The following is a 22,516-nucleotide window of genomic DNA, read 5'->3' on the forward strand; positions in this document are numbered from 1 at the left end:
TCTAATACAGCACCACCGAACGGATGCTCTCGCCCGCGTGCATCAGGTCGAATGCCTTGTTGATATCGTCCAGCGGCATGGTGTGGGTGATCAGTTCATCGATGCGGATTCTGCCGTCCATGTACCAGTCGACGATTTTCGGCACATCGGTGCGCCCGCGCGCACCGCCAAATGCGGTACCCCGCCAGACGCGACCGGTAACCAGCTGGAATGGGCGGGTCGAGATTTCCTGTCCGGCACCCGCGACCCCGACGATGCAGCTCTGCCCCCAGCCCTTGTGACAGCACTCCAGCGCCTGGCGCATGGTCTTCACATTGCCGATGCACTCGAAGCTGTAGTCGACGCCGCCATTGCTCATGTCCACGATGGCCTGGGTCACATCCGCCACATCCCTGGGATTGACGAAGTCGGTCATCCCGAATTTGCGCGCCAGTTCCACCTTGCTCTCGTTCAGATCGACGCCGATGATGCGGCTCGCCCCGACCATCCGCGCGCCCTGGATCACGTTGAGTCCGATACCACCGAGCCCGAACACCGCCACCGTCGAACCGGGCTCGACCTTCATCGTGAACGCCACCGCGCCGATACCCGTGGTAACGCCACAACCGATGTAACACACCTTGTCGAACGGCGCGTCGGGGCGGATTTTCGCCACCGCGATCTCGGGCAGCACGGTGTAGTTCGAGAACGTGGAACAGCCCATGTAATGCAGCAATTTCTTGCCATCGAGCGAGAAACGACTGCTGCCATCGGGCATCAGGCCCTGTCCCTGGGTGGCACGAATCGCCTGGCACAGATTGGTTTTCGGGTGCAGGCAATAATCGCACTCGCGGCATTCCGGCGTGTACAGGGGTATCACGTGATCGCCCGGCTTCACGGATTTCACACCGGGCCCGACTTCCATCACGATGCCCGCACCCTCGTGTCCCAGAATGGCGGGAAACGCACCTTCCGGATCATCGCCCGAGAGTGTGAACGCATCCGTGTGACAGACCCCGGTCGCCTTTATCTCGACCAGCACTTCGCCCGCCCTGGGTCCGTCGAGATCCACCTCGACGATTTCCAGCGGCTTTCCGGCAGCGAATGCGACCGCGGCACGTGTTTTCATCCCGGTGAAGCTCCATGCATGAACGACAATGAGGCGATTCTAACCCGATCCGGCAGGGTTCGGCGCGCCCGAGGACCGTGCCTGGAGTTCATTCCCTGCGTGGTAGCAGGGCCAATTGCCGCGACTGCGCGACCAGCCGATCGTTGCTGTCCCAGATCTCGCCATCTTCCTCGAGAAAGCCGCCGCTCAGGAATCGCGAGCTGAAACTGGCGCGCAACCACCCCGGGGCGGGACGCGCGCGCACATGCGTGGTCAGCTCGACCGTCGGGATCCATGCGACCGGGTGCGCGTTGAATGCCGTGGGTGGAAACGCATCGACCGCAAGCAACAGGCCCAGCGTATCCACGGTGTCGGTTTCCGGAAACCGGAACCAGCCACGCACACGCAACAGGCCGCTCGGCGCACCGCGCATGAAGCCACCATCTTCCGGATGCAGACGCAGATCCAGCTGGTCGAACAGCGGCGGCGCGCCGTTGGCCGAAACGTGCGGTGCGCATTCCTCCGGCCGCGGCAACTCGGGCGGCGCAGCGTCTATGCGCTCGATTCCCGCCACTGTTTGCCCCAAATCACCAAAGGTACCCAACACCTGCAACAGCGGGATGGAACCCGCGTAGAGCGTGGCGGTGGCGACCGCGAAACGCCGGCCTTGCTTGCGTACCTGCACCTCGACCGTAACCGGACCCGCCCGGCCAGGGCTGAGATAATGAGCGGTGATCGTCACCGGATCGGGGCGAGCGGTTTCCAGCGCGATCGCGCGTGCCGCGAGCGCCAGCAGGTAACCCCCGTTGGCGTTGCCTGCGATATCCCACCCGGACTCGATATGGCCGCGGTAGCTGCCCTGCTGCACCCGCTCCACCGCGGTATCGAGAGCAAACGAACACATCTCAGCGCGCCATGAACCAGGCGACCAGCGCACCGAGCAGCAGCACCACGCTCGCCAGGAGAGCAATCGCGAAGCCCAGGCCCCGTTTTTCCGCGGCTTTTGCATAACCGAGGACATAGAGCACCCGTCCGAGCACCCAGGCTGCACCGGCCACGCCGGCCCACATATCGCTCACCAGCAGTGCAAACAGCCACAGCGAGGGCAGAAAGAACACGATCTGCTCCAGGGTATTCTGCTGAATCCTGAATGCGCGTTCGAACTCCGGCGCACCCGTGGTCGCAGGCGCCTGCACCCCATGCTTCATGCGCGCCTGGCCGACGCGCAAGGTGACCCAGAAATATACGATCAACGCCAGCAGCGTCACTCCGCTGGTCCAGACAAATTGTCCGATTCCCATCCTCGCATCCCCCTGCCATGAAAAATTCGCCATGCGGATTCTAGGGCCACCTTCGTGCATTGTCTGCACTGCTGCTCTATGGTGCATAACGACTGGCAGCGGAGCAGGCAGGATGTGCGACACCTTCGTGGTCGTGGACACCGATCGCGTGATATTTGCAAAGAACAGTGATCGTGATCCGAACGAAGCCCAGGTGCTGAACTGGGTCGCGGCCCGCGATCACCCGCCGGGTGCACGACTTCGCTGCACCTGGCACACGCTGCCCCAGGTACGTCACACCCACGCGCTGATTCTCAGCCGTCCGTACTGGATGTGGGGCGCGGAAATGGGCGCCAACGAACACGGCGTCGTGATCGGCAACGAGGCGGTATTCACCCGCGCGGCATTCGCACCCGAGGGCCTGCTCGGGATGGATATCGTGCGGCTTGCGCTGGAGCGCACCGCGAGCGCCACGGAGGCGGTCGAACTCGTCTGCGAACTGGTGCAAACGCACGGCCAGGGCGGGCGCTGCGCATACGGCAACCCCGGCTTTCGCTATCACAACAGTTTTCTGGTCGCCGACCGGCACCAGGCCTGGGTGATCGAGACGGCCGGGCAGCGCGTGGCGACCGAGCGCGTGACACGCGGCGTGCGTGCCATCTCCAATGGCCTGACGATCCCCGGACTGAGCCGCTACTCACGCCCGTTGCGCACCCTGATCGCCGCCAGTCGCAGCCGGCGCGCACGGGTCGAATGTCTCGCCCGCGAGGTGCATTCGACCAGTACCGCAGCCGGCGTGCTGGCCGATCACGGTCCACGGCCCGCACCCCGTTTCAGCATCGTGAACGGGGCGATGCAGGCCCCCTGCGTCCATGCGGGAGGATTGATCGCGGCCAGCCAGACCGTTTCGAGCTGGATCAGCGAGCTCGGCGATCAGGGCGCATCCCATTGGGCGAGCGGCACCTCTGCACCCTGCCTCGGTATATTCCGCCCGCTCGATTTCAACCGCGCTCGCGATTGCGGCCACCCCACCGGCAGTCCCGACAGCTCGAGCCTGTGGTGGCGTTTCGAGCTGTTTCACCGGCGCGTGATGCGCAATCCGGGCCATTTGCCGGCCTCGTACGCGATCGATCGCGAGCGCGTGCAGCGGGCAATATTTGCCGACCCGCGGGGTGGCTGGGAAATCGCCGAAGACTGGCTGGAGCGCTGGGAACGGTTCGCGGCCAATGCCGAGCGCGATACACGCCCGGCGTGGCTGCGCTTCTATTGGCGTGGCGTGGCAAGGCAGGCAGATGCGGGCGCGCTCCTGCCGTGGCGCGATCCGTGATCAGGCCTCGTCGGCCCGGGCAATATCGCGAATACGCTGCACCATCGCACGCAGTCCGTTGCCCCGGGTCGGGCTGAGGTGCGAGAGCAGATCGAGCCGGGTGAAATACGCATCGATATCGAAGGCCAGGATTTCGCCTGGCGTCTTGTCGTTATAGGCGCTCAGCACGATCGCGATCAGTCCCCGCACGATATGCGCATCACTGTCGACCTCGAACACCATCCGCCCCGCGCACTCGCGCCAGTCCAGCCACACCTGGCTCTGGCAGCCACGAACCAGCAACTCCTCGCGCTTGTGCGATTCCGGCATCGCCGGAAGTTGCCTGCCGAGATCGATGATGTAGCGGTAGCGATCCTCCCAGTTGTCGAAGAAGCCCAGCGTCTCCACCACATCGGCGGCCGTGATTTGCGTGCCGTAAGGATTTTCCACACCACATCCCGTATTGCCGGCACCCGGTAGCGCGACCGGCGCCGATGAATTCGTCTAGTAGAACATTCCCGTCTCGAGACGCGCCTCGTCGGACATCATCTCGCGCGACCACGGCGGATCGAACACCAGGTCAACCGCGACATGTCTGACGTTGGGTACCTTGGCGACCCGGTACTCCACATCGCCGACCAGTACCGGTCCCATGCCGCAGCCCGGTGCGGTCAGGGTCATGCGGATACTGACCGTGGCCGTTGCCTGGTCGATCGCAACACTGTAGATCAGGCCGAGATTCACGATATTGACCGGTATTTCCGGATCGTAGACCGTCTCCAGCGCCTGGTACACCTGCTCCTCGGAGATCCCGTCGCCGGGATGCTCCGCGAAACGCAATTCCAGCGCCTCCATCCCGAGCGCATCGGCATCGGTGCCATCCACCCGCGCCATATTGCCGTTGACGGTCACGGTATAGCTGCCGCCGAGCGCCTGGGTGATGGTGACAAAGGTGTCCTTCGCTATGGTGATCGGCGTTCCCACCGGAACCAGCCGCGCAGGGCAGTCGCGCTGGGTCACCACGATACGCCGCTCCATCAGGCGCGCGCCTCGCCGATGCTGAAGCTCTCGCCGCAGCCACAATGATCCTGCGCATTGGGGTTGCCGAAACGCAGCACGCTGTTCAGGCCCTCGCGCACGAAATCGACGGTGGTGCCGCGCAGAATCGGCAGCGAGGCGCGATCCACGAACAGGCGTACATCGTCTGCCAGTTGCATGAGCAGGTCATCGTCCCCGGCTTTTTCCGCGAGATCGACCACGTACATATACCCGGTGCAACCGCTTTCCTTCACGCACAGCCGGATACCGGCGGCGTGCGCGGCGGCGATCTGCTCGCGGAAATGGCGCACCGCGGCGTCGGTGACAACCAGCGGCGCCTGCGGATCGATAAGCTGTACTTCCATGGCGTCCCTCACAGGAAACTGCGAACCTTGTGCAATGCGGCGAACAGGCGCTCGACCTCGTCGAGCGTGTTGTAGATGCTGAACGAGGCGCGGATGGTGCCGGGAATCGCGAAATGCTCCATCACCGGCTGTGCGCAATGGTGTCCCGTGCGCACCGCCACGCCCTGCTGATCGAGCAACGTGCCCACATCGTGCGGGTGCGCACCCTCGAGCAGAAAACTCAGCACGCCGATCTTGCTGGCAGAGCGACCGATCAGCCTGAAGCCCGGAAAATCGTTCGCCAGTTCCAGCGCCAGCGCCAGCAGAGCGCCTTCGTGGGTGGCGAGCGCGACGCGGTCGAGCCCCTCGAGATAGCTTACGGCCGCGCCCAGACCGACGGCACCGGCGATATGCGGCGTACCCGCCTCGAAGCGATAAGGCAGGCGCGCATAGCGCGTACCGCTGAACGATACGGTCTCGATCATCTCGCCGCCGCTCTGGTACGGAGGCATCGATTCCAGCCACTCGCGCTTGCCGTAGAGCGCACCGATCCCGGTCGGGCCGAACATCTTGTGACCCGAAAAGGCATAGAAATCCGCATCGAGCGCCTGCACATCGACCGGCATATGCGCCACCGCCTGGGCACCGTCGAGCAGCACCTGCGCACCCGCCGCATGTGCCAGGCGGATGATCTCGGCCACCGGATGCACGGTGCCGAGCGCATTCGACACATGTTCGAGCGCTACGATGCGCGTGCGCGCATCGAGCAGGGTGCGCAAGGCATCGAAATCGAGCTCGGCCTCCGCGGTGACCGGGATCGGCACCACGGTTGCGCCACACTGCGCGGCAACGATCTGCCACGGCACGATGTTGGAGTGATGCGCCATGCCGGAGACCAGGATCCGGTCACCGGCGCGCAGCCGCGGGCGGGCAAAACACGCCGCCACCAGGTTGATGCTCTCGGTGGTACCACGGGTCCAGATCAACTGCTCGCGCGCGGGGGAGTTGATGAAGCGGGCGACCCTGTCGCGTGCCTGCTCGAACGCGCTGGTCGAGCGATCGCTCAGGGAATGTGCCCCGCGGTGTACGTTGGAGTTGATGGTGCGGTAATAATCGGCGAGCGCATCGATCACCGCGACCGGCTTGTGGGTGGTCGCCGCGTTGTCGAGATACACCAGCGGCTGACCGTTGATCTGCTGATGCAGGATCGGAAAATCCCGGCGCAGTGCCTGTACGTCGAAACCTGCCGTCTTGAGTACCGCGCGATTCATGGCAACTGTCCCAGCGGGTCGGCGGAACGGCCAAACCAGCCGCGTACCACGCGACGCAACAATTCCTGCAGCGCTGTGTTCGTCACCGGGTTCAGCAATTCATTGACAAAGCCGAACCCGAGAAGCCGTTCCGCCTCGGCCCGCGCGATGCCGCGCGTCTGCAGGTAATACAGGCTTTTCTCGTCGATCCGGCTGACCGTTGCCCCGTGCGAGCAACGCACATCGTCGGCGTAGATCTCGAGTTCCGGCTTGGTGTCGATCTCGGCCTCGTTGCTGAGCAACAGGTTGCGGTTGCTGAGATCCGCGCAGGTCTTCTGCGCCTGCGGGTGAATGTGGATGCGCCCGTTGAACACCGCTCGCGCGGCATCGTCGATGATGCCGCGAAACACCTGCGCGGTGGTGCCGTGGGTGGACTCGTGCTCCACGGTACTGTGCAGATCGAAATGCTGGGCATGGCGCGCGAGATAGATCCCGTTGGTATGGCACTCGCTGCCCTGCCCGCGATGCCGGATGCGCAGGTCGAGGCGCTTCAGGCGCCCGCCCAGCCCCATCACAAAGCCCTGGTAGCGCGCCGTGCGCCCGAGGTCGACGTATACCCCGCCGATATGGATCGCATGCTCCTCCTCGAGGTGCAGGCGGCAATGCTCGAGTTGGGCCGAGGCCGCAAGCGCGATCTCGGTGGCGCCGGTCAGCAGCGAATTCTGGCACCCGGTGACCGATGGGAAATACTCGATCAATTGTGCCTGTGCCTGTTCCTCGAGCACCACCAGGGTGCGTTGCGCCGCAGCCACGGGGCGGCTGTCGGCGACTCCGAGATGCACCACGCACAGGGGTCGCTCGGCCTTTACACCCGCCGCCACGTGCAACCGCACACCATCGGTGGTCCAGCAGCCGTTGAGAGCGATAAACGGATTGTCTCCGCCGTGGGCGAGTGTTGCGAAGCGGCTGGCAATCAGCGCGCGTTGCGCCTCATCGGCCGCGGCAAAGCGCACCACGGTGACTCCCGGTTGCGCGCGCAGGCTCGAGAGCGCCGGCTCGTAACGTCCGTCGACGAACACCAGCCGGTCCGCTTCGAGCCCGTCGATGAGCGCGCCGGTCTGGCCGATGTCCGGGGAGCCCGTCGGCAAGGCCGGCAGATAATCCAGTTCGGCCAGCGCGTCGAGCGTGGTGTACTTCCAGGCTTCGGTCTTGCGGGTCGGCATCTTGCCACCCAGCCACGCGGCACGCGCCGCGCCGCGCTGCGCCTGCAGCCAGGGAAGCGTTGCGGCGGCGTCGAACAGTTGCGCCGCCACCTGTTGATCAAATACACCCATCAGGCAACCTCTTGCTCGATCCAGGCATAGCCCTTGTCCTCGAGTTCCAGCGCCAGTTCCTTGCCGCCGGATTTCACGATCCGTCCGTGGGCCAGCACGTGCACATGATCCGGCACGATGTAGTTCAGCAGGCGCTGGTAATGCGTGACTATCACGAACGAACGGCCTGCCGAGCGCATGCCATTGACTCCCTCCGCCACGACCTGCAGCGCGTCGATATCGAGCCCCGAATCGGTCTCGTCGAGAATTGCCAGCGTGGGCTCGAGCAGCATGAGTTGCAGAATTTCGTTGCGCTTTTTCTCGCCGCCGGAAAAACCTTCGTTCACGCCGCGCTTGAGAAAATCCGGACGCAGGCTGATCGCGCTGCACTTCTCGCGCGCCAGTTTCATGAAGCGCACCGCATCGAGCGCTTCCTGGCCGCGGTGCGCGCGCACCGCATCGACCGATGCCTTGAGGAACTCCATATTGCTCACGCCGGGAATTTCCACCGGGTACTGGAATGCGAGGAACAATCCTTCGCGTGCCCGCTGCTCGGTCGCCATTGCCAGCAGATCCTTGCCGTGGAACGACACGCTGCCACCAGTGACCTCGTACCCTTCCCGTCCGGACAGCACGTAGCCCAGTGTGCTCTTGCCCGAGCCATTCGGCCCCATGATCGCGTGCACCTCGCCGGGGCGCACCTCGAGATCGATTCCCGCGAGTATCTGCTTGTCGCCGATACGCGCACTCAGACCTGAAACTGACAACATTCCCAAACCCTTCTTTGACAAACTCAGCCGACGGATCCCTCGAGGCTCACTTCGAGCAACTTGCCCGCTTCCACCGCGAATTCCATCGGCAATTCCTTGAATACCTCGCGGCAGAACCCGTTGACGATCATGGATACCGCTTTCTCCGCGTCGAGACCGCGCTGGCGGCACAGGAACAGCTGATCGTCGCTGACCCGCGAGGTCGTGGCCTCGTGTTCGACGACCGCCGAGGCATTGCGACTCTCGATATACGGAAAGGTATGCGCCGCACAGCGATCGCCGATCAGCAGTGAATCGCACTGGGTGTAGTTACGGGCGCCCTCGGCGCCCGGATTCATCCGCACCAGCCCGCGATAGGCATTGCTCGAGCGGCCGGCGGAAATTCCCTTCGACACGATCGTGGAACGGGTGTTGCGGCCCAGGTGGATCATCTTGGTGCCGGTGTCCGCCTGCTGGCGGTTGTTGGTGAGCGCCACCGAGTAGAACTCGCCCACCGAATTGTCGCCGCGCAGGATCACCGACGGGTATTTCCAGGTGATCGCGGAACCGGTTTCGACCTGGGTCCAGGAGATCCGCGCATCACGGTGACACAGGCCACGCTTGGTCACGAAATTGTAGATGCCACCCTTGCCGTCCTTGTCGCCCGGGTACCAGTTCTGCACCGTCGAATACTTGATCCGTGCACCAGGCAACGCGATCAGTTCCACCACCGCGGCGTGCAGCTGGTTTTCATCGCGCATCGGCGCGGTACAGCCCTCGAGGTAGCTGACGTGGCTGCCCTCGTCGGCAATGATGAGGGTGCGCTCGAACTGCCCGGTCTTGGCCTCGTTGATCCGGAAATAGGTCGACAATTCCATCGGACAGCGAACGCCCTGCGGAATGTAGACGAAGGAGCCATCGCTGAACACCGCCGAGTTGAGCGCCGCGTAAAAATTGTCACGCTGCGGCACCACGCTGCCCAGGTATTTTTTCACCAGCTCCGGATGCGAGTGCACCGCCTCGGAAATCGGACAGAAAATCACGCCTGCTTCAAGCAGCTTTTCCCTGAAGGTGGTCACCACGGATACCGAATCGAAGACCGCATCGACCGCCACACCCGCGAGGATGCCCTGCTCGTGGAGCGGAATACCGAGCTTCTCGTAGGTACGCAGCAATTCCGGATCGACTTCGGCCAGGCTTTTCGGGCCATCGGCCATATTGCGCGGCGCCGAATAATACGAAACGGTAGCGAAATCCACCGGCGGGAAATCGACGTGAGCCCAGCCGGGTGCATTCATCCCGACCCAGGCGCGGTAGGCCTTCAGCCGCCACTCGAGCAACCATTCGGGCTCACCCTTGCGCGCCGAGATAAACTGCACCACCTCCTCGTTGAGGCCAGGAGGCAGCGTGTCGGACACGATGTCGGTGACAAATCCGGCCTGGTAGTCCCTGGCGATCAAGGCATCAATATGTTCAGTCATCGGATACATCCAGTTCGGTCGCGCCACGGTCCTGGCCCGCCGCATTGTCGCGTATCAGGTCGGCAATCGTGATACCGCGCAGGAAATCATGCAGGTTTTCGCTCAATTCCACCCACAGGTGGTGTGTCAGGCAGGTCGATCCCTGCTGGCAGTCGCCACGCCCGTCGCAGCGCGTGGCATCGATCCTCTCGTTGACCGAGTCGATGATGTCGCTCACGCTGAGCAGGTGGTGTTTTCGCGCCAGCCGGTATCCGCCACCGGGGCCACGCACGCTTAGCACCAGGCCGCTACGGCGCAGTTGCGCAAACAGCTGCTCCAGGTAGGACAGCGAGATTCCCTGGCGCTGGGCAATGTCCGCGAGCCGTATCGGCGCGCAATCTTCGCGCAGCGCGAGATCCAGCATGGCAGTGACCGCATAACGGCCACGCGTGGTCAGTTGCACGGATACCTCATCGATTCGGAAGCCTGAAAGTACCGTGGCCAGTATCCAATAACCAACCTATTCAGTCAACTATTAAATTGACCGTTTTAGTAGGTTAAAGCCCATCTTCAGTCTTCGGACGTCGGCAACTCTCCCAGAACATAGGTCTGACAGTTACCCCAGCCGGTCGCGCCGCTGTGATGGTCATGGACCCGGATCAGGCAGTCACGGAACTGGTTGAGACGGGCAACGCTTTCCGGCGTCGAGCAATCACTGAAGTATTCGCCCTCGACATGCAGGTCTCCGAGCCAGGATCCATGATGTTTGCCATCGAATCCATGGTAAAGGCCGGCACCGAGGTGAAACCCGGTATCCGAAATTGCCTCGGCGCTCAGCAGGCGATCGCTGCCGTCGGCCATGCGTACTAGAAATTCACCGCGCAGCAGGCGCCGGTTGGCCGGATCGAATTGCAGCCGCGGCCTTAGCGATGACAGCGGTTCACGGCGCCCGTCGGCATACTCGTAGCCACCCTGCACCCGCTCATGACGGAATCCCGGGCCGCTGTAACTCAGGTAGTATTGATGAAATGCGTAACTCGAACCATCCGGGCGCTTGAAGTACAAGGGATTCCAGATTGCCAGCGCAGCAGGCGCCCTGCCGTCCATCGGGTCAGGCGCGAGATCGGGGATACGCACCCCGACATCGGGGCGGATCCCCCAGCTGTGATCGCGGGTCATGATCCAGCTGTCGGGACCGACCTCGGTGCGCTGCCCAGCGACTTCCACCCAGCCGCGCGCGGTGCCGGTCTGGTGATAGCGGATCTGGTTCGCGGTATGACGATAGCCGTGCAAGGTTCGGCGATCCTCGCGATCCTCGAGCATGCACGGCACGATTCCCTCAAGTACCAGGTCGAAGGCGATCGGCTGGGTCTCGTTGGCTTCCAGCGTGACCCGCACCCGCCTGAGCGGCTCGATCACTTCGTAGCGCAAGGGCCCGGCACCCACGCTGTTCGGCTCCGATGCCAGCGCGCGGCTGGCCCGTACCGTCCACTGTTCCAGCCCCCGGCTCACGCCGCCATAGGCATCCACGATATTGCGATTGGTGTATTTGCCAAAGCCGAACGCGATCTGCAGCGAGCCGTCGCGCGCTGCTGCCATGCCGCAGACTTTTTCCGTCCAGGAGTAATCACTTTGCTGGACCGTAGCGAAAGTATCGACAATCTGATGGTTGAAAAACTCGTCCGCATCGAGCAACGGTCCGATACTGCCTTTACTCATGGATCGCGATACCTCGGGTGGAACAGAACGGAAGCATAATCGATCGGGCCCGGATCGGGTATGACGGCCCTGTCATCCGGGTCCGCCGTATGCTTGCCCCCCGCGCCCGGCGCAGCCACAATCAACGCCGGATTCCGCGGGCAGGAGCCTGTCATGCATGTATTCGTCAACCTCGCCCGCCTGGTTCCGGCGCTCGGCGCCCTGCTGCTCTGCGCCGCGCCCGGTATCGCCGCAAGCGATCCACAGGCACTGTTCGACACGCATTGCGCGAGTTGCCACGCACACCCCGAAACCAAGGCCCCGCCGCTTGCCACGCTGCAGCAGATGCCCCTGTCGCGGCTGCTGTCGGCGCTGGAATTCGGCAAGATGCAACCACAGGCAGCGCAGCTGGACCCGAGCGAACGCCAGGCTATCGCACAATGGATTGCAGTAGCCGATGACGCCGAGCGTGACAACTGGATCGGCGCCAATGCCTGCAGCAACAGGATCGGCCCGATCCCGGTCGACGGCCACCGCAACTGGGGTTTCGGTGTGCGTAACACCCGGCACATCGAACACGGCGTCGCGATCGACGCGGACAATATCGGCGATCTCGAACTCGCCTGGTCGCTGGCGATTCCGCAGGTCACCGATATGCGCTCGCAGCCAGTCGCGGCCGGCAATGCCCTGTTCCTCGGCACCCAAAACGGCAATCTGCTGGCACTCGACCAGCGTAGCGGCTGCGTCTTCTGGCAGTTCCGCACCCTCGGCGCGATTCGTTCGTCGCTCAATCTCGCGGCGACCTCCGATGGCGTTGCAACCCTGTTTTTCGCCGACGACCTGGGAACCGTGTATGCGGTGGCGGCGGAAAACGGCACCTTGCGCTGGAAAACCCCGGTGCGAATTTTCCAGACTTCGGTGGTCAGTGGCTCCCTCACGTTTCATGAAGACCGGTTATTGGTACCGCTGTCCTCGTTCGAGGTCGCGGTCGCGGGCATGCCTACCTACCCCTGTTGCCGCTCGCATGGCCTGCTGCTGGCACTCGATGCCCTGACGGGTAAAACGCTGTGGACCTATCACACCACCGCGCAGGCGGCCAAAACGAAGCTCAACAGCGCAGGGGTGCAGATGTGGGGTCCCTCGGGGGCCTCGGTCTGGAGCACCCCAACCGTGGATGCGCGCCGCGGCCTGGTGTATATCGGCACCGGCGAGAACCTGTCCCAGCCGCAAACCACCACCAGCGATGCGGTCATTGCCATCGATATCGCGAGCGGCGAGGAACGCTGGCATTTCCAGGCACTGGCGGGCGATGTCTGGAACGGCGCGTGTCAGTTGAACGGGCCCAATTGCCCGGAAAATCCCGGTCCCGACTGGGACATCGGCGCTTCGGTGATCCTCAGCACCGACAGCAACGGCCGCGACCGACTGCTGGTCGGGCAGAAATCAGGCGAATTGTTCGCGCTCGACCCCGATCGGCGCGGCGCGCTGCTGTGGCGCAAGCGTCTCAGCCAGGGCACCGCGAACGGCGGCAACAGCGGTATCCATTGGGGCATGGCGAGCGATGCCGGGACGGTCTTTGCACCGGTGTCGGATCCCGACTGGAAGTTGCCCGGCTACACTCCACGCCCCGGTATCTATGCCGTACGCATCGCCGATGGCAGCCTGCTCTGGGAACATCCGGTCACGCGTGGCTGCGACTTCGATCCGGCCGACGCACCGTCCGCGGGTCTCGCCGAGATGCGCCAGAGCGATGCAAATCCGCGCGATCGATGGCCCGATTGCTCCTATTTCTACGCGCATTCGGCGGCCGCGGTGCTGGCCAACGGCGTGGTCTATGCGGGCGCCCTCGACGGCAAGCTGCGCGCCTTGGCGGCCGACGACGGTCGCGAGTTGCGGGTGTTCGAGACCGCGCGCGCTTTCACCGCCAGCAACGGTATCGACGGCCACGGAGGCGCGATAGACGTAACCAGCGCCGTGATCCAGGGCGATCACCTGTACATCGTGTCGGGTTACAGCATGTTCGGGCAGATGCCGGGCAATATGCTGCTCGCCTATGCACTGCCACCGCGGAAGAAGCCAACCGATGAATAAATCCATTTTGATAACCGGCGCCTCGAGCGGCATCGGCGAAGCGCTTGCGCGGGAAATGGCGCGCCGCGGCTATCGCCTGGCGCTGCTGGCGCGCCGGTTCGAGAAACTCGAGGAACTGCGCGGTGAGTTGCTCATGCTCGGCGCGCCGCAGGTCTGCGTCCGGGCGCTCGACGTGCGCGAGGCGGCGGCGATCGAACCGGCACTGCAGGCCTGTGCCGAGGAACTCGACGGACTGGATATCGTGGTCGCCAATTCCGGAGTCGCGCATACCTGCAGGATTGGTGAAGGCACGCTGGAACAGTTGCTGGAGACCATCGAGGTGGATTTGTCCGGGGCCTGTGCCACGGTCGATGCCGCGGTGCGTCATTTTCGCGCCCGCGGCCACGGGCAGGTAGTCGGCATCACCTCGGTGGCACGCTATCGCGGTCTGCCGCGATTCGGGGCCTACAGCGCGGCCAAGGAAGGACTGCACCGCTACCTGCAGGCATTGCGGCTCGAGAGCTATCACGAGCCGATTACCGTCACCGAAATCGCGCCCGGTTATATCGACACACCGATGAATCGCGGCGCCGCATCGCGCCCGTTCGTGATCGACGTGGAACAAGGCGCGCGCCTCATGGCCGACAGGATCGAGCGCGGCGTGACTTACGCGACCGTGCCCGCCCTGCCCTGGCGGCTGCTGGGGCGACTGATGCAGATACTGCCCGCACGGCTGCTGGCCATTCCCGCAAGGAAATAGCGGCGCGGCTCAGCCAATCCGCTCGTCGAGGGTGGCGAATCGTTCGCTGTAGAAGCGCAGCCTCTGGCGCAACTCGGCTTCGTCGAGACCAAGCACGGCCAGGTCGTAGGCGATCTTGCCTTCCTTGCCGCGCGGGTTTTCGCGGATGAACTGCTGCATCCCGGAACGCAGCGCTGCGGTCAATGGCTGTCCGGCCAGATCGTAGATGCGTTGCACGGTGCCCAGGTCATCGGCGTTGAACTCGTGAAAGCGCACATCGATCGAGTGCGCGGCGGGCAACAACTCGCGGTCACGCACGCAGGCACGCAACATCTGCTCGATCCGGTCCGCCCAGTAATGCCCGATATCGCGCGGGCGCACCGGCTCCCTGCTCATGCGCGCGGCATAGCTGACCAGCGTCGTCATCGAGGCCACCGTGGCTACCGGATCGCGATGGGTAATCACCACCGTGGCATCCGGAAACACCTTCATCAGCGGACCAAACTGCTCGAGATGCTGTGGCGTCTTCAACAGCCAGCGTTCGGGCCCGCGCAACCATTGCAGCGCCTGCAGCACTTTTTTCAGATACTCGTAGTGCGGGGTCTGATCGTGCGCGAGGTAATGGTCACGCCAACGCGGCAACAGCCCGAGATTCTCGATGAACATGGTGGAGAAATCGATCGCCAGCAGCTCGATCTCCTCGTGGGTGCGCTCGGCCTGGAGGTTGAACATCAGCTTGAACAGCGGCATCACCTGGTCCTGCATCTCGATGCCCTGGCGGCAGCGCAGCAGACGCGGATCCTCGCCATGCGCGTCCGGCGTCTCGCCCGGAACCGGTATCGGCTCCAGCGCTTCCCAGTAGGGCAGCGAACGCAGCCCGGTGTCGTTCGACAGCAGGTTCAGCAGGTGCGTGGTGCCGCTACGCGCCAGGCCGGCAACGATGATCGGCCGGCGAATCTCGATCTCGAGAATCTCGGGATGACGACGGATCAGATCCTCCAGCCGCAGGCGGTTGGCCGCAAACCGGACCAGCATGCTGAAATTTGTCAGCTTCCCGAGCGCACTGAGATCGGTATCCTCGTGCATGCTCTGCACAATGAGGCCGAGCCGCTCGCGAAAATCCCCGGCTCCGAAATCCTCGAGGCCCGTCTGCGCACGCGCCGCCGCAAGCACCGCCGCTTCGCTGAGATCGACCGGTATCGAAGCCACGCCCTGCAGCATCTCGCGCACCGCTTCACTGAAGCGCGGCGCGGCCAGGTCATCCAGATGAATCGTGCTTCCCATGTCCTGTCCCTGCGCGCGTCTATGTGTTGATCCGGAGAGGAAATTCAGCCCACCACCTCGAGCAGGCTCAGCCGCCACATCGGTGGCGCCTCGAAACCCAGCAGTTCCACGCTGGTGGCAGCGACATTGGCCAGGCCCGCATCGGGATCGGCGCGCAGGCCGAGACGGCCGCCACTCTGGTTGTCATAGAGCAGCAATGGCACGGCATTGAGCGTATGGCTGGTCTTGGCGCGAATCCTGCCGTCCTCGGCCTGCAGCGGTTGGCCGCTGCGCGGATCAATCTCGTACATTTCTTCGGCATTGCCATGATCGGCGGTGATCAGCGCAACACCGCCCAGCGCGTCGATCGCGGGCAACAGCCGCGACAAGGCCAGGTCAAGGGTCTCGATCGCGATGATCGCGGCCTGGTAATGCCCGGTATGGCCGACCATGTCACCGTTGGCGTAATTGACCCTTGCCGTGCGGTGTTTTCCGCTGCGCAGTTCCGCGATCAGGGTATCGGTGATCTCCGCGGCTTTCATCCACGGACGCTGTTCGAACGGTACCCGGTCCGAGGGGATTTCGATCCAGCTCTCGAGCCGCTCATCGAAACGCGCGCTCCGGTTGCCATTCCAGAAATAGGTCACGTGACCGAATTTCTGGGTTTCCGAAATCGCCAGCTGGCTGATGCCGCTGCCCGCCAGATACTCGCCCATGGTGTCACGTATCGCCGGCGGCGCGACCAGAAAGCGCCGCGGAATCTGCAGGTCGCCGTCGTACTGGAGCATTCCCGCGTACACGACTCGCGGCAGGGGTTGGCGTTCGAAGGCGGCAAAATCCGGCTCTTCGAACGCGCGCGAGATCTCGATCGCCCGGTCGCCACGAAAATTGAACAGCACCACCGAATCGCCATCATGGATACAGCCGACGGGCTGCCCCTGGTCGGCGATCACGAAAGCGGGAAGGTCCTGGTCGCTGACCCGCGGATGCTCGGCGCGCAACTGGCGGATCGCAGCCTCGGCAGCGGGGAACTGCCGTGCCTCGCCGTGCACATGCGTGGCCCAGCCGCGAGCCACCATGCCCCAGTCTGCCTCGTAGCGGTCCATCGTGATCTGCATGCGTCCGCCACCGCTGGCGATACGCGCATCGAATTCGGCCGTGTTCAGCTCCGCCAGAAAGCGCTCGAACGGCAACAGGTAATCGAGCGCGGAAGTCTCCGGCACGTCACGCCCGTCGAGCAGCGCATGGATACGCACGCGCCGCACCGGGTGCTCGCGGGCCGCGACGATCATCGCTTTCAGGTGGTCGATATGAGCATGCACATTGCCGTCGGAAAACAGGCCGATGAAATGCAGCGTGGCACCCTCACGCGCGGCATTGGTGGCTATCTCCTTCCACGCGGAGCCGCTGAACAGGCTGCCGCTGGCAATCGCCTCCTTGACCAGTGAGGCGCCCTGACTGTAGACCTGCCCCGAGCCGAGTGCGTTGTGACCCACCTCGGAGTTCCCCATATCGTCATCGCCCGGCATTCCCACGGCAAGGCCATGAGCCTTGAGCAGGATATGCGGATAACGCGCGAACAGCCGATCGAACGTCGGCGTGCAGGCATTGGCCACCGCGTTGCCCAGGTGTGCGCTGCGCTGCCCCACCCCATCGAGCACAACCGTGACTACCGGTCCGGTGATCCCCGCCAGCCTGTTTGATCTATGCAGCATCATCCAAGCAGGATCTCGGCAATTGCACCCAGATGCTCCTGCTGCTGCATGCCGAGTATCAGCGTACCCACCTTGCCCTCGGCACCCAGGCGACGCCATTCGCTGGCCCGCTCCCGGATACGCCCCAGCGGGCCTATCAGCGCGACCTCGTCGACCAGCGCATCGGGAACCGCCTGCACCGCCTCCTCCTTGCGCCCGGACAGGAACAGGTCCTGGATTTCGATCGCTGCGGCTTCGTAGCCCATTTCTCGCGTATAGCGGTTGTAGAAGTTCTTGTCGCGCGCTCCCATCCCGCCGATATAGAGTGCCATCATCATCTTGACCGGCAAACGGCAGGCATCGAGATCATCGCCGACCACCACGCTCAGGGTGGGAGCCACGTCAAAATCTGCCCGGGTACGGTCATCCTGGCGCCTGTCAAAGCCCGCCGCCAGATGCTGCTCGATCAGATCGGTCTTCTGCGGCGATATCCAGATCGGAAATACGCCGTCGGCCACCTCCGCGGCCGCCGCAAGACCGGCCGGGGTAAAGCTCGCACAATAAACCGGTATGCCGGGGGTCGCTTCCAGTATCGATTTGAGCGGCTTGCCCAGCCCGGAGGCACCCACGCCGCGAAACGGCAGTTGATAGACCTCGCCATCGAACTCCACCGGCCCCTTGCGCTCCATGATCAGCTTCATGATCCGGATGTATTCACGCATGCGGGTAACCGGCTTGCCGTAGGCCACTCCGTGCCAGCCCTCGACGACCTGTGGCCCCGATGCGCCGAGCCCGATCAGGAAGCGGTTGCCGGACAGGTGCGCCAGGGTCATCGCGGTCATCGCCGCATTCGCGGGGGTGCGTGCCGGCATCTGCATGATGGCAGTGCCCACGCGGATACGTGTGGTCTGTGCCAACACCCACGATGCAATGGATACCGCGTCGGAACCGTAGGCTTCCGCAACCCAGACCGAATCAAATCCAACCGCCTCCGCCTGCCGTATCAGTTCCACAGGCGCTACCGCTTTTTTGCCGCTGTATCCGATATTGAGCCCGATACGCATATGCCCGCTTCCCCGCCAGTTGTTCAATGCATTGAGAATTCACACCGGATTTCGGTATCCGGTTCGTGAAATGCCGGAGGATTATCAGTAATATTGTCGGCAATGTCATCGTAGTCGGCAGCAAACGCCCTTGAACATGCCTCATCTATCCCGCTTTTCCCTGGCCTTCGTGGCGCGCGCGGCCCTGGTCGCGTTGCTGTTGGTGCCGCCTGTTGCCGGCGCCCGCAGCGACCCCCAGCCCCTCGGCTACGATCGCATCCAGAGTCTCACCACGCTCGACATCATCGAGCGGCTCGGACGCCATCACTATGCGCGCGTGCCGATCGACGACAAGCTCTCCGAGCGCCTGCTCGAGAACTACCTGCATAATCTCGATCCCGCCCGCAGCGTGCTGCTGCGGGCGGATATAGAAGAATTCAATACCCTGCGCACCGGACTCGATGATCAGCTGCTCAGCGGAGATCTCAGCGCCGGCTTCGCCATATATGAACGCTACCGCAGCCGCCTCCAAACGCGCCTCGAAGCCGTGACCGCCAACCTGCACTCGATGATCGAGGCGATGGATTTCACTGCCGATGAAGTCCTGATCATCGACCGGGAGAAGCTCGATTGGCCGGCCGATGCCGCGGCAGCGGACGAGATATGGCGCAAGCAGCTCAAGTCGAGCGTGCTGGGTCTGAAGCTTGCGGGCAAGAAGATGCCGGACATCGAGGAGTTGCTGCTGAAGCGCTACCGCGACCAGCTGCGCCGCATGAGCCAGGTCAACAGCGAAGACGTGTTCCAGCTCTACATGAACTCCTTCACCGAGTTGTTCGATCCGCACACCAACTATCTGTCACCGCGCTCGTCGGAAAACTTCAACATGAACATGCGGCTCTCGCTCGAGGGCATCGGCGCGGTGCTGCAGCAGGAGGACGAATTCACCAAGGTTGCGCGCCTGGTGCCGGCCGGGCCGGCAGCGAAGCAGGGCGAGTTGCGCCCCTCCGATCGTATCGTGGCGGTGGGACAGGACGAATCCGACGAGCTGGTCGATGTGGTCGGCTGGCGCCTCGATGACGTGGTCGACCTGATCCGCGGCGACAAGGGCAGCACGGTGCGCCTTGAAATCGTACGCGGCACGGGAGCGGCCGAAGAGCACCGTGTGATCAGCATCGTGCGCGAACGGGTCAAGCTCGAGGAGCAGGCTGCCCAGAGCCGGGTGCTCGATATGTATTACGACGGGGCGCTGCAGAAGGTCGGTGTCATCGATATTCCGGCGTTCTACGCCGATTTCGAAGCCATGCAGCGCGGCGATCCCAACTATCGCAGCACCACCCGGGATGTGGCCCGTCTGCTCGGCGAGCTGCAGGAGCAGAAAGTCGCCGGCATCATCATCGATCTGCGCGAGAACGGCGGCGGTTCGCTGCAGGAAGCGAATGCGCTTACCGGGCTGTTCATCGAGTCGGGTCCGACCGTGCAGATCCGCCACAGCAACGAACGTGTGGAGCGCAAGCAGAAATTTCGCGATGACAGCTACTATGCGGGCCCATTGCTGGTGCTGATCAACCGCCTCAGCGCATCGGCTTCGGAGATCTTTGCCGGCGCGATCCAGGACTACGAACGCGGACTGGTAGTCGGCACCCAGTCCTTCGGCAAGGGCACCGTGCAATCACTCAGCACCTTGAACCACGGACAGCTGAAGCTGACCGAGTCGAAGTTCTACCGGATCTCGGGTGACAGCACCCAGCATCGCGGAGTGGTGCCGGACATCGAACTGCCAACCATCTACAACCTGTCTGAAGTCGGTGAGAGCGCGCTCGAAAATGCCTTGCCGTGGGATCGTATTGCACCGGTTCGCCATCGCAACTACCAGGAGTTACCCTCGATCATCAGCACGCTACGCGAACGGCACCAGGCGCGGGTCGAACATGACCCCGACTTCCAGTACCTGGAGGGTGAACTTGCGCTGGCCAAGGAACACGATGCGGCCAACACCGTCTCGCTCAGCGAGAAAATCCGCCTGGCGGAACGCCAGCGCCAGCGTGAGGCGGAACTCGCGCTCGAAAACCGGCGTCGTTCGGCGAAGGGCCTCGAACTGCTGGCTTCGGTGGATGAGCTCGAAAAACAGCACGCTGCCGATGAATCGGAAGATGCTGCCCTGGTGGACGATACGAGCGCGCAAAAAGATCCCGCTGACGACATCCTGCTCACGGAGTCGGGGAATATCCTGCTCGACGCAATCCAGCTGAACCGGCGCGTGGCAGCCAGCAACTGATCACCACGGAATCGTGACCCGACCGCACGGCGCAGGGACCCTTCCGGCGCTTTGGTTCAGGCGTCGGTATCGACCTTCGAACGGCGCTCATGACCATCGCGTGATTCGAAGGGCTCCGGCCGTTGTTCGCGGAAACGACGCCGCGGTAGCAGACCGCGGCGCTCCTTCGATGGCTGCGGCAACTCGGCCGGGATACGCGGTTCGGGTGCGGTACGACGCACTCTGATCTCCTCCTCGTCCATCGCGCCGGGAGGTGTGACCACTGGCTGGATGCGCGGGATATCGATGCTCATTGACGACCTCCTGCCAACAGCCGGTGGCCCGATGCAGCAGCTTGCCGGCATTCCCTGATAAGGATATACAACACAAGATTTCGGCACCACGCGCCCGATCTTTAGGAAAGTACCGAATGCACAGGGCTGTATCGTTGCAAAGATCTATTGATAAAATTTATCAAAATACTTATAAATCAGCATATTGAGATATTATTTTAATGTTGTTTATCATTTTTAGTCTGGTCGTGCCCAAACCACTGCAACCGCGCATGCAACGAGACCACCTGGCCCACGATGGTGATGGTCGGTCCGTGGATATCCGTTCCGCGCAGCACCTCCGGCATTGCTCGCAAGGTGGACACCAACAATCGCTGCTGCGGCATCGTACCCTGCTGTACCAGCGCAACCGGGGTCTCCGGATCCATTCCATGTTCGATCAACCTGGCGCAGATCGTGGGCAGGCCCAGCAGTCCCATGTAGAACACCAGCGTCTGGCGTGGCCCCACCAACTGCCTCCAGTCGAGATCGACCGAGCCCTCGTGGAGATGACCGGCTACAAACTGCACCGACTGGGCATGATCGCGGTGGGTGAGAGGGATGCCGGCGTAGGCCGCACACCCCGATGCCGCCGTGATGCCAGGCACGACCTGGAAAGGAATGCCAGCCTCCGCCAGGTGGCCGATCTCTTCGCCGCCGCGTCCGAAGATGAATGGATCGCCGCCTTTGAGCCGCAGCACCCGCTTTCCCATGCGCGCATAGCCCACCAGCAACTCGTTGATGTCGGGCTGTGCGACAGCGTGTCGACCGCGGCGTTTGCCCACGTAGACACGCTCGGCGTCGCGGCGCACCAACTCGAGAATCGGCGCGCTGACCAGGCGGTCATGCAGCACTACATCGGCCTTTTGCATCAGGCGCAGGGCCCGGAGGCTGAGCAGGTCCGGATCACCGGGGCCCGCCCCGACCAGATACACCTCACCCTGACACGGCCCTTCGATCATGCCGATTTCCTGCTCGAGCAGGCGATCGGCACCGTTCTCGTCCCCAGCCAGTACCCGCTCGGCCACCGCACCATCGATTATCCGCTCCCAGATGCGCAGGCGCAGCGCCACGTCGTCAATGCGCCTGCGCAGCAGCGCACGGTGTGCGCCAAGGTAACTGGCCAACTTGCCGTAGTTGGCCGGCAGCATGGCTTCGAGGCGCAAACGCAGGCGACGCGCAAGCAGCGGTGCGCTGCCTCCGGTAGAGAATGCCGCGATCACCGGCGAGCGATCCACGACTGCCGGCAGGATGAAGCTGCACAGCTCGGGCACATCCGCGACATTGACAGGAATGCGCAGCTGCGCGGCGGCCCGTTGCACCTCGAGATCGATGCCGCGATCGCCGACCGCGGACACCACAATCACCACCGAATCGAGATGCATCGCAGCAAACGGTGCGCGAATCAATTCACCCCCGCCATCGTTGACCAGCTGCGCCAGGGCCGGCAGGATCTGCGGCGCGACTACCCGCAGGCGCGCACCGGCCGCGGCGAGCAGGCCTGCCTTGCGCAATGCCACCGCACCGCCACCGACGATCAGCACCGTACGTCCGCGCAGATCGAGAAAAATCGGCAGGTAGTCCATGCTGGCCGAT

Annotated in this window: 21 protein-coding genes; 4 read left to right on the forward strand and 17 right to left on the reverse strand. The window is 63.4% G+C overall.

Annotation, left to right across the window (positions count from 1 at the left end; translation table 11 throughout):
- Window position 1: 1 nt before the first annotated feature.
- From IPF49_02490 to IPF49_02500, 3 genes are all read right to left on the reverse strand, one after another.
- Window positions 2-1,108 (reverse strand): S-(hydroxymethyl)glutathione dehydrogenase/class III alcohol dehydrogenase, encoded by a 1,107-nt coding sequence (locus IPF49_02490; protein ID MBK6286515.1) that lies wholly within the window; start codon window positions 1,106-1,108, stop codon window positions 2-4.
- A gap of 88 nt (window positions 1,109-1,196) precedes the next feature.
- Window positions 1,197-1,991 (reverse strand): thioesterase family protein, encoded by a 795-nt coding sequence (locus tag IPF49_02495; GenBank protein ID MBK6286516.1) that lies wholly within the window; start codon window positions 1,989-1,991, stop codon window positions 1,197-1,199.
- A gap of 1 nt (window position 1,992) precedes the next feature.
- Entirely contained in the window at window positions 1,993-2,388 is a 396-nt protein-coding gene (locus IPF49_02500) for an MAPEG family protein (protein MBK6286517.1), read from the reverse strand.
- Window positions 2,389-2,500: 112 nt separating this feature from the next.
- On the opposite strand from IPF49_02500, the gene IPF49_02505 reads away from it, so the two are divergent.
- Window positions 2,501-3,694 (forward strand): hypothetical protein, encoded by a 1,194-nt coding sequence (locus IPF49_02505; protein ID MBK6286518.1) that lies wholly within the window; start codon window positions 2,501-2,503, stop codon window positions 3,692-3,694.
- Here IPF49_02505 and IPF49_02510 read toward each other — a convergent pair whose 3' ends face one another.
- The 9 genes from IPF49_02510 to IPF49_02550 all read right to left on the reverse strand — a co-directional run bounded on the left by IPF49_02510 (window position 3,695) and on the right by IPF49_02550 (window position 11,546).
- Window positions 3,695-4,123 (reverse strand): SufE family protein, encoded by a 429-nt coding sequence (locus IPF49_02510; protein ID MBK6286519.1) that lies wholly within the window; start codon window positions 4,121-4,123, stop codon window positions 3,695-3,697.
- 54 nt (window positions 4,124-4,177) lie between these two features.
- The gene (sufT, locus tag IPF49_02515) at window positions 4,178-4,711 is read right to left on the reverse strand and encodes a putative Fe-S cluster assembly protein SufT (GenBank protein ID MBK6286520.1); all 534 of its coding nucleotides are present in this window, start codon (window positions 4,709-4,711) and stop codon (window positions 4,178-4,180) included.
- Window positions 4,711-5,076: an iron-sulfur cluster assembly accessory protein gene (locus IPF49_02520; GenBank protein ID MBK6286521.1), complete on the reverse strand. Its 366-nt coding sequence runs from the start codon at window positions 5,074-5,076 to the stop codon at window positions 4,711-4,713. The genes sufT and IPF49_02520 overlap by 1 nt, the downstream gene beginning before the upstream one ends.
- An 8-nt stretch (window positions 5,077-5,084) precedes the next feature.
- Window positions 5,085-6,326, reverse strand: a complete 1,242-nt coding sequence (locus tag IPF49_02525; GenBank protein MBK6286522.1) for a cysteine desulfurase — start codon at window positions 6,324-6,326, stop codon at window positions 5,085-5,087.
- Window positions 6,323-7,639: a Fe-S cluster assembly protein SufD gene (gene sufD, locus IPF49_02530; GenBank protein MBK6286523.1), complete on the reverse strand. Its 1,317-nt coding sequence runs from the start codon at window positions 7,637-7,639 to the stop codon at window positions 6,323-6,325. Before sufD ends, IPF49_02525 begins: the two co-directional genes overlap by 4 nt.
- Window positions 7,639-8,388 (reverse strand): Fe-S cluster assembly ATPase SufC, encoded by a 750-nt coding sequence (gene sufC, locus IPF49_02535; GenBank protein ID MBK6286524.1) that lies wholly within the window; start codon window positions 8,386-8,388, stop codon window positions 7,639-7,641. The genes sufD and sufC overlap by 1 nt, the downstream gene beginning before the upstream one ends.
- A 23-nt stretch (window positions 8,389-8,411) precedes the next feature.
- A complete protein-coding gene (gene sufB / locus IPF49_02540; protein MBK6286525.1) occupies window positions 8,412-9,848 on the reverse strand; it encodes a Fe-S cluster assembly protein SufB in 1,437 nt (478 codons plus the stop codon).
- Window positions 9,841-10,290: an Rrf2 family transcriptional regulator gene (locus IPF49_02545; GenBank protein ID MBK6286526.1), complete on the reverse strand. Its 450-nt coding sequence runs from the start codon at window positions 10,288-10,290 to the stop codon at window positions 9,841-9,843. Before IPF49_02545 ends, sufB begins: the two co-directional genes overlap by 8 nt.
- Window positions 10,291-10,397: 107 nt before the next feature.
- Entirely contained in the window at window positions 10,398-11,546 is a 1,149-nt protein-coding gene (locus IPF49_02550; protein ID MBK6286527.1) for a hypothetical protein, read from the reverse strand.
- Window positions 11,547-11,699: 153 nt separating this feature from the next.
- On the opposite strand from IPF49_02550, the gene IPF49_02555 reads away from it, so the two are divergent.
- The gene (locus IPF49_02555) at window positions 11,700-13,616 is read left to right on the forward strand and encodes a PQQ-binding-like beta-propeller repeat protein (GenBank protein ID MBK6286528.1); all 1,917 of its coding nucleotides are present in this window, start codon (window positions 11,700-11,702) and stop codon (window positions 13,614-13,616) included.
- Window positions 13,609-14,355, forward strand: coding sequence for an SDR family NAD(P)-dependent oxidoreductase (locus IPF49_02560; GenBank protein MBK6286529.1), 747 nt, complete (start codon window positions 13,609-13,611; stop codon window positions 14,353-14,355). Before IPF49_02555 ends, IPF49_02560 begins: the two co-directional genes overlap by 8 nt.
- Before the next feature lie 9 nt (window positions 14,356-14,364).
- Here IPF49_02560 and IPF49_02565 read toward each other — a convergent pair whose 3' ends face one another.
- The 3 genes from IPF49_02565 to IPF49_02575 are packed head-to-tail and all read right to left on the reverse strand — an operon-like array spanning window position 14,365 to window position 18,355.
- On the reverse strand, window positions 14,365-15,618 hold the full coding sequence (locus IPF49_02565) for a sulfotransferase (protein ID MBK6286530.1): 1,254 nt from the start codon (window positions 15,616-15,618) through the stop codon (window positions 14,365-14,367).
- 44 nt (window positions 15,619-15,662) lie between these two features.
- Window positions 15,663-17,312 carry a 2,3-bisphosphoglycerate-independent phosphoglycerate mutase gene (locus IPF49_02570; protein ID MBK6286531.1) on the reverse strand — a complete coding sequence of 550 codons (1,650 nt, stop codon included), beginning with the start codon at window positions 17,310-17,312 and terminating at the stop codon, window positions 15,663-15,665.
- On the reverse strand, window positions 17,312-18,355 hold the full coding sequence (locus IPF49_02575; protein MBK6286532.1) for an LLM class F420-dependent oxidoreductase: 1,044 nt from the start codon (window positions 18,353-18,355) through the stop codon (window positions 17,312-17,314). Before IPF49_02575 ends, IPF49_02570 begins: the two co-directional genes overlap by 1 nt.
- A gap of 136 nt (window positions 18,356-18,491) precedes the next feature.
- Between IPF49_02575 and IPF49_02580 the strand changes: the two genes are divergently transcribed.
- Complete coding sequence (locus tag IPF49_02580) at window positions 18,492-20,609, forward strand: carboxy terminal-processing peptidase (GenBank protein MBK6286533.1); 2,118 nt, start codon at window positions 18,492-18,494, stop codon at window positions 20,607-20,609.
- A gap of 56 nt (window positions 20,610-20,665) precedes the next feature.
- Here the strand turns inward: IPF49_02580 and IPF49_02585 are convergent, their stop codons facing one another.
- Together IPF49_02585 and cobA are read right to left on the reverse strand one after the other, a co-directional pair.
- On the reverse strand, window positions 20,666-20,902 hold the full coding sequence (locus IPF49_02585) for a hypothetical protein (GenBank protein ID MBK6286534.1): 237 nt from the start codon (window positions 20,900-20,902) through the stop codon (window positions 20,666-20,668).
- A gap of 197 nt (window positions 20,903-21,099) precedes the next feature.
- Window positions 21,100-22,506, reverse strand: a complete 1,407-nt coding sequence (cobA, locus tag IPF49_02590) for a uroporphyrinogen-III C-methyltransferase (protein MBK6286535.1) — start codon at window positions 22,504-22,506, stop codon at window positions 21,100-21,102.
- Window positions 22,507-22,516 lie beyond the last annotated feature (10 nt).

The organism is Gammaproteobacteria bacterium (genome assembly GCA_016705365.1).
Classification (GTDB): domain Bacteria; phylum Pseudomonadota; class Gammaproteobacteria; order Pseudomonadales; family UBA5518; genus UBA5518.

Bases quoted from the DNA above. Each gene is read 5' to 3' on its own strand.
- sufB (MBK6286525.1), bottom strand. From the start codon at position 9,848: ATGACTGAACATATTGATGCCTTGATCGCCAGGGACTACCAGGCCGGA.
- IPF49_02575 (MBK6286532.1), bottom strand. From the start codon at position 18,355: ATGCGTATCGGGCTCAATATCGGATACAGCGGCAAAAAAGCGGTAGCG.
- sufD (MBK6286523.1), bottom strand. From the start codon at position 7,639: ATGGGTGTATTTGATCAACAGGTGGCGGCGCAACTGTTCGACGCCGCC.
- IPF49_02565 (MBK6286530.1), bottom strand. From the start codon at position 15,618: ATGGGAAGCACGATTCATCTGGATGACCTGGCCGCGCCGCGCTTCAGT.
- IPF49_02495 (MBK6286516.1), bottom strand. From the start codon at position 1,991: ATGTGTTCGTTTGCTCTCGATACCGCGGTGGAGCGGGTGCAGCAGGGC.
- IPF49_02490 (MBK6286515.1), bottom strand. From the start codon at position 1,108: ATGAAAACACGTGCCGCGGTCGCATTCGCTGCCGGAAAGCCGCTGGAA.
- IPF49_02550 (MBK6286527.1), bottom strand. From the start codon at position 11,546: ATGAGTAAAGGCAGTATCGGACCGTTGCTCGATGCGGACGAGTTTTTC.
- IPF49_02505 (MBK6286518.1), top strand. From the start codon at position 2,501: ATGTGCGACACCTTCGTGGTCGTGGACACCGATCGCGTGATATTTGCA.
- sufC (MBK6286524.1), bottom strand. From the start codon at position 8,388: ATGTTGTCAGTTTCAGGTCTGAGTGCGCGTATCGGCGACAAGCAGATA.
- sufT (MBK6286520.1), bottom strand. From the start codon at position 4,711: ATGGAGCGGCGTATCGTGGTGACCCAGCGCGACTGCCCTGCGCGGCTG.
- IPF49_02560 (MBK6286529.1), top strand. From the start codon at position 13,609: ATGAATAAATCCATTTTGATAACCGGCGCCTCGAGCGGCATCGGCGAA.
- IPF49_02525 (MBK6286522.1), bottom strand. From the start codon at position 6,326: ATGAATCGCGCGGTACTCAAGACGGCAGGTTTCGACGTACAGGCACTG.
- IPF49_02580 (MBK6286533.1), top strand. From the start codon at position 18,492: ATGCCTCATCTATCCCGCTTTTCCCTGGCCTTCGTGGCGCGCGCGGCC.
- IPF49_02585 (MBK6286534.1), bottom strand. From the start codon at position 20,902: ATGAGCATCGATATCCCGCGCATCCAGCCAGTGGTCACACCTCCCGGC.
- IPF49_02555 (MBK6286528.1), top strand. From the start codon at position 11,700: ATGCATGTATTCGTCAACCTCGCCCGCCTGGTTCCGGCGCTCGGCGCC.
- IPF49_02570 (MBK6286531.1), bottom strand. From the start codon at position 17,312: ATGCTGCATAGATCAAACAGGCTGGCGGGGATCACCGGACCGGTAGTC.
- cobA (MBK6286535.1), bottom strand. From the start codon at position 22,506: ATGGACTACCTGCCGATTTTTCTCGATCTGCGCGGACGTACGGTGCTG.
- IPF49_02500 (MBK6286517.1), bottom strand. From the start codon at position 2,388: ATGGGAATCGGACAATTTGTCTGGACCAGCGGAGTGACGCTGCTGGCG.
- IPF49_02520 (MBK6286521.1), bottom strand. From the start codon at position 5,076: ATGGAAGTACAGCTTATCGATCCGCAGGCGCCGCTGGTTGTCACCGAC.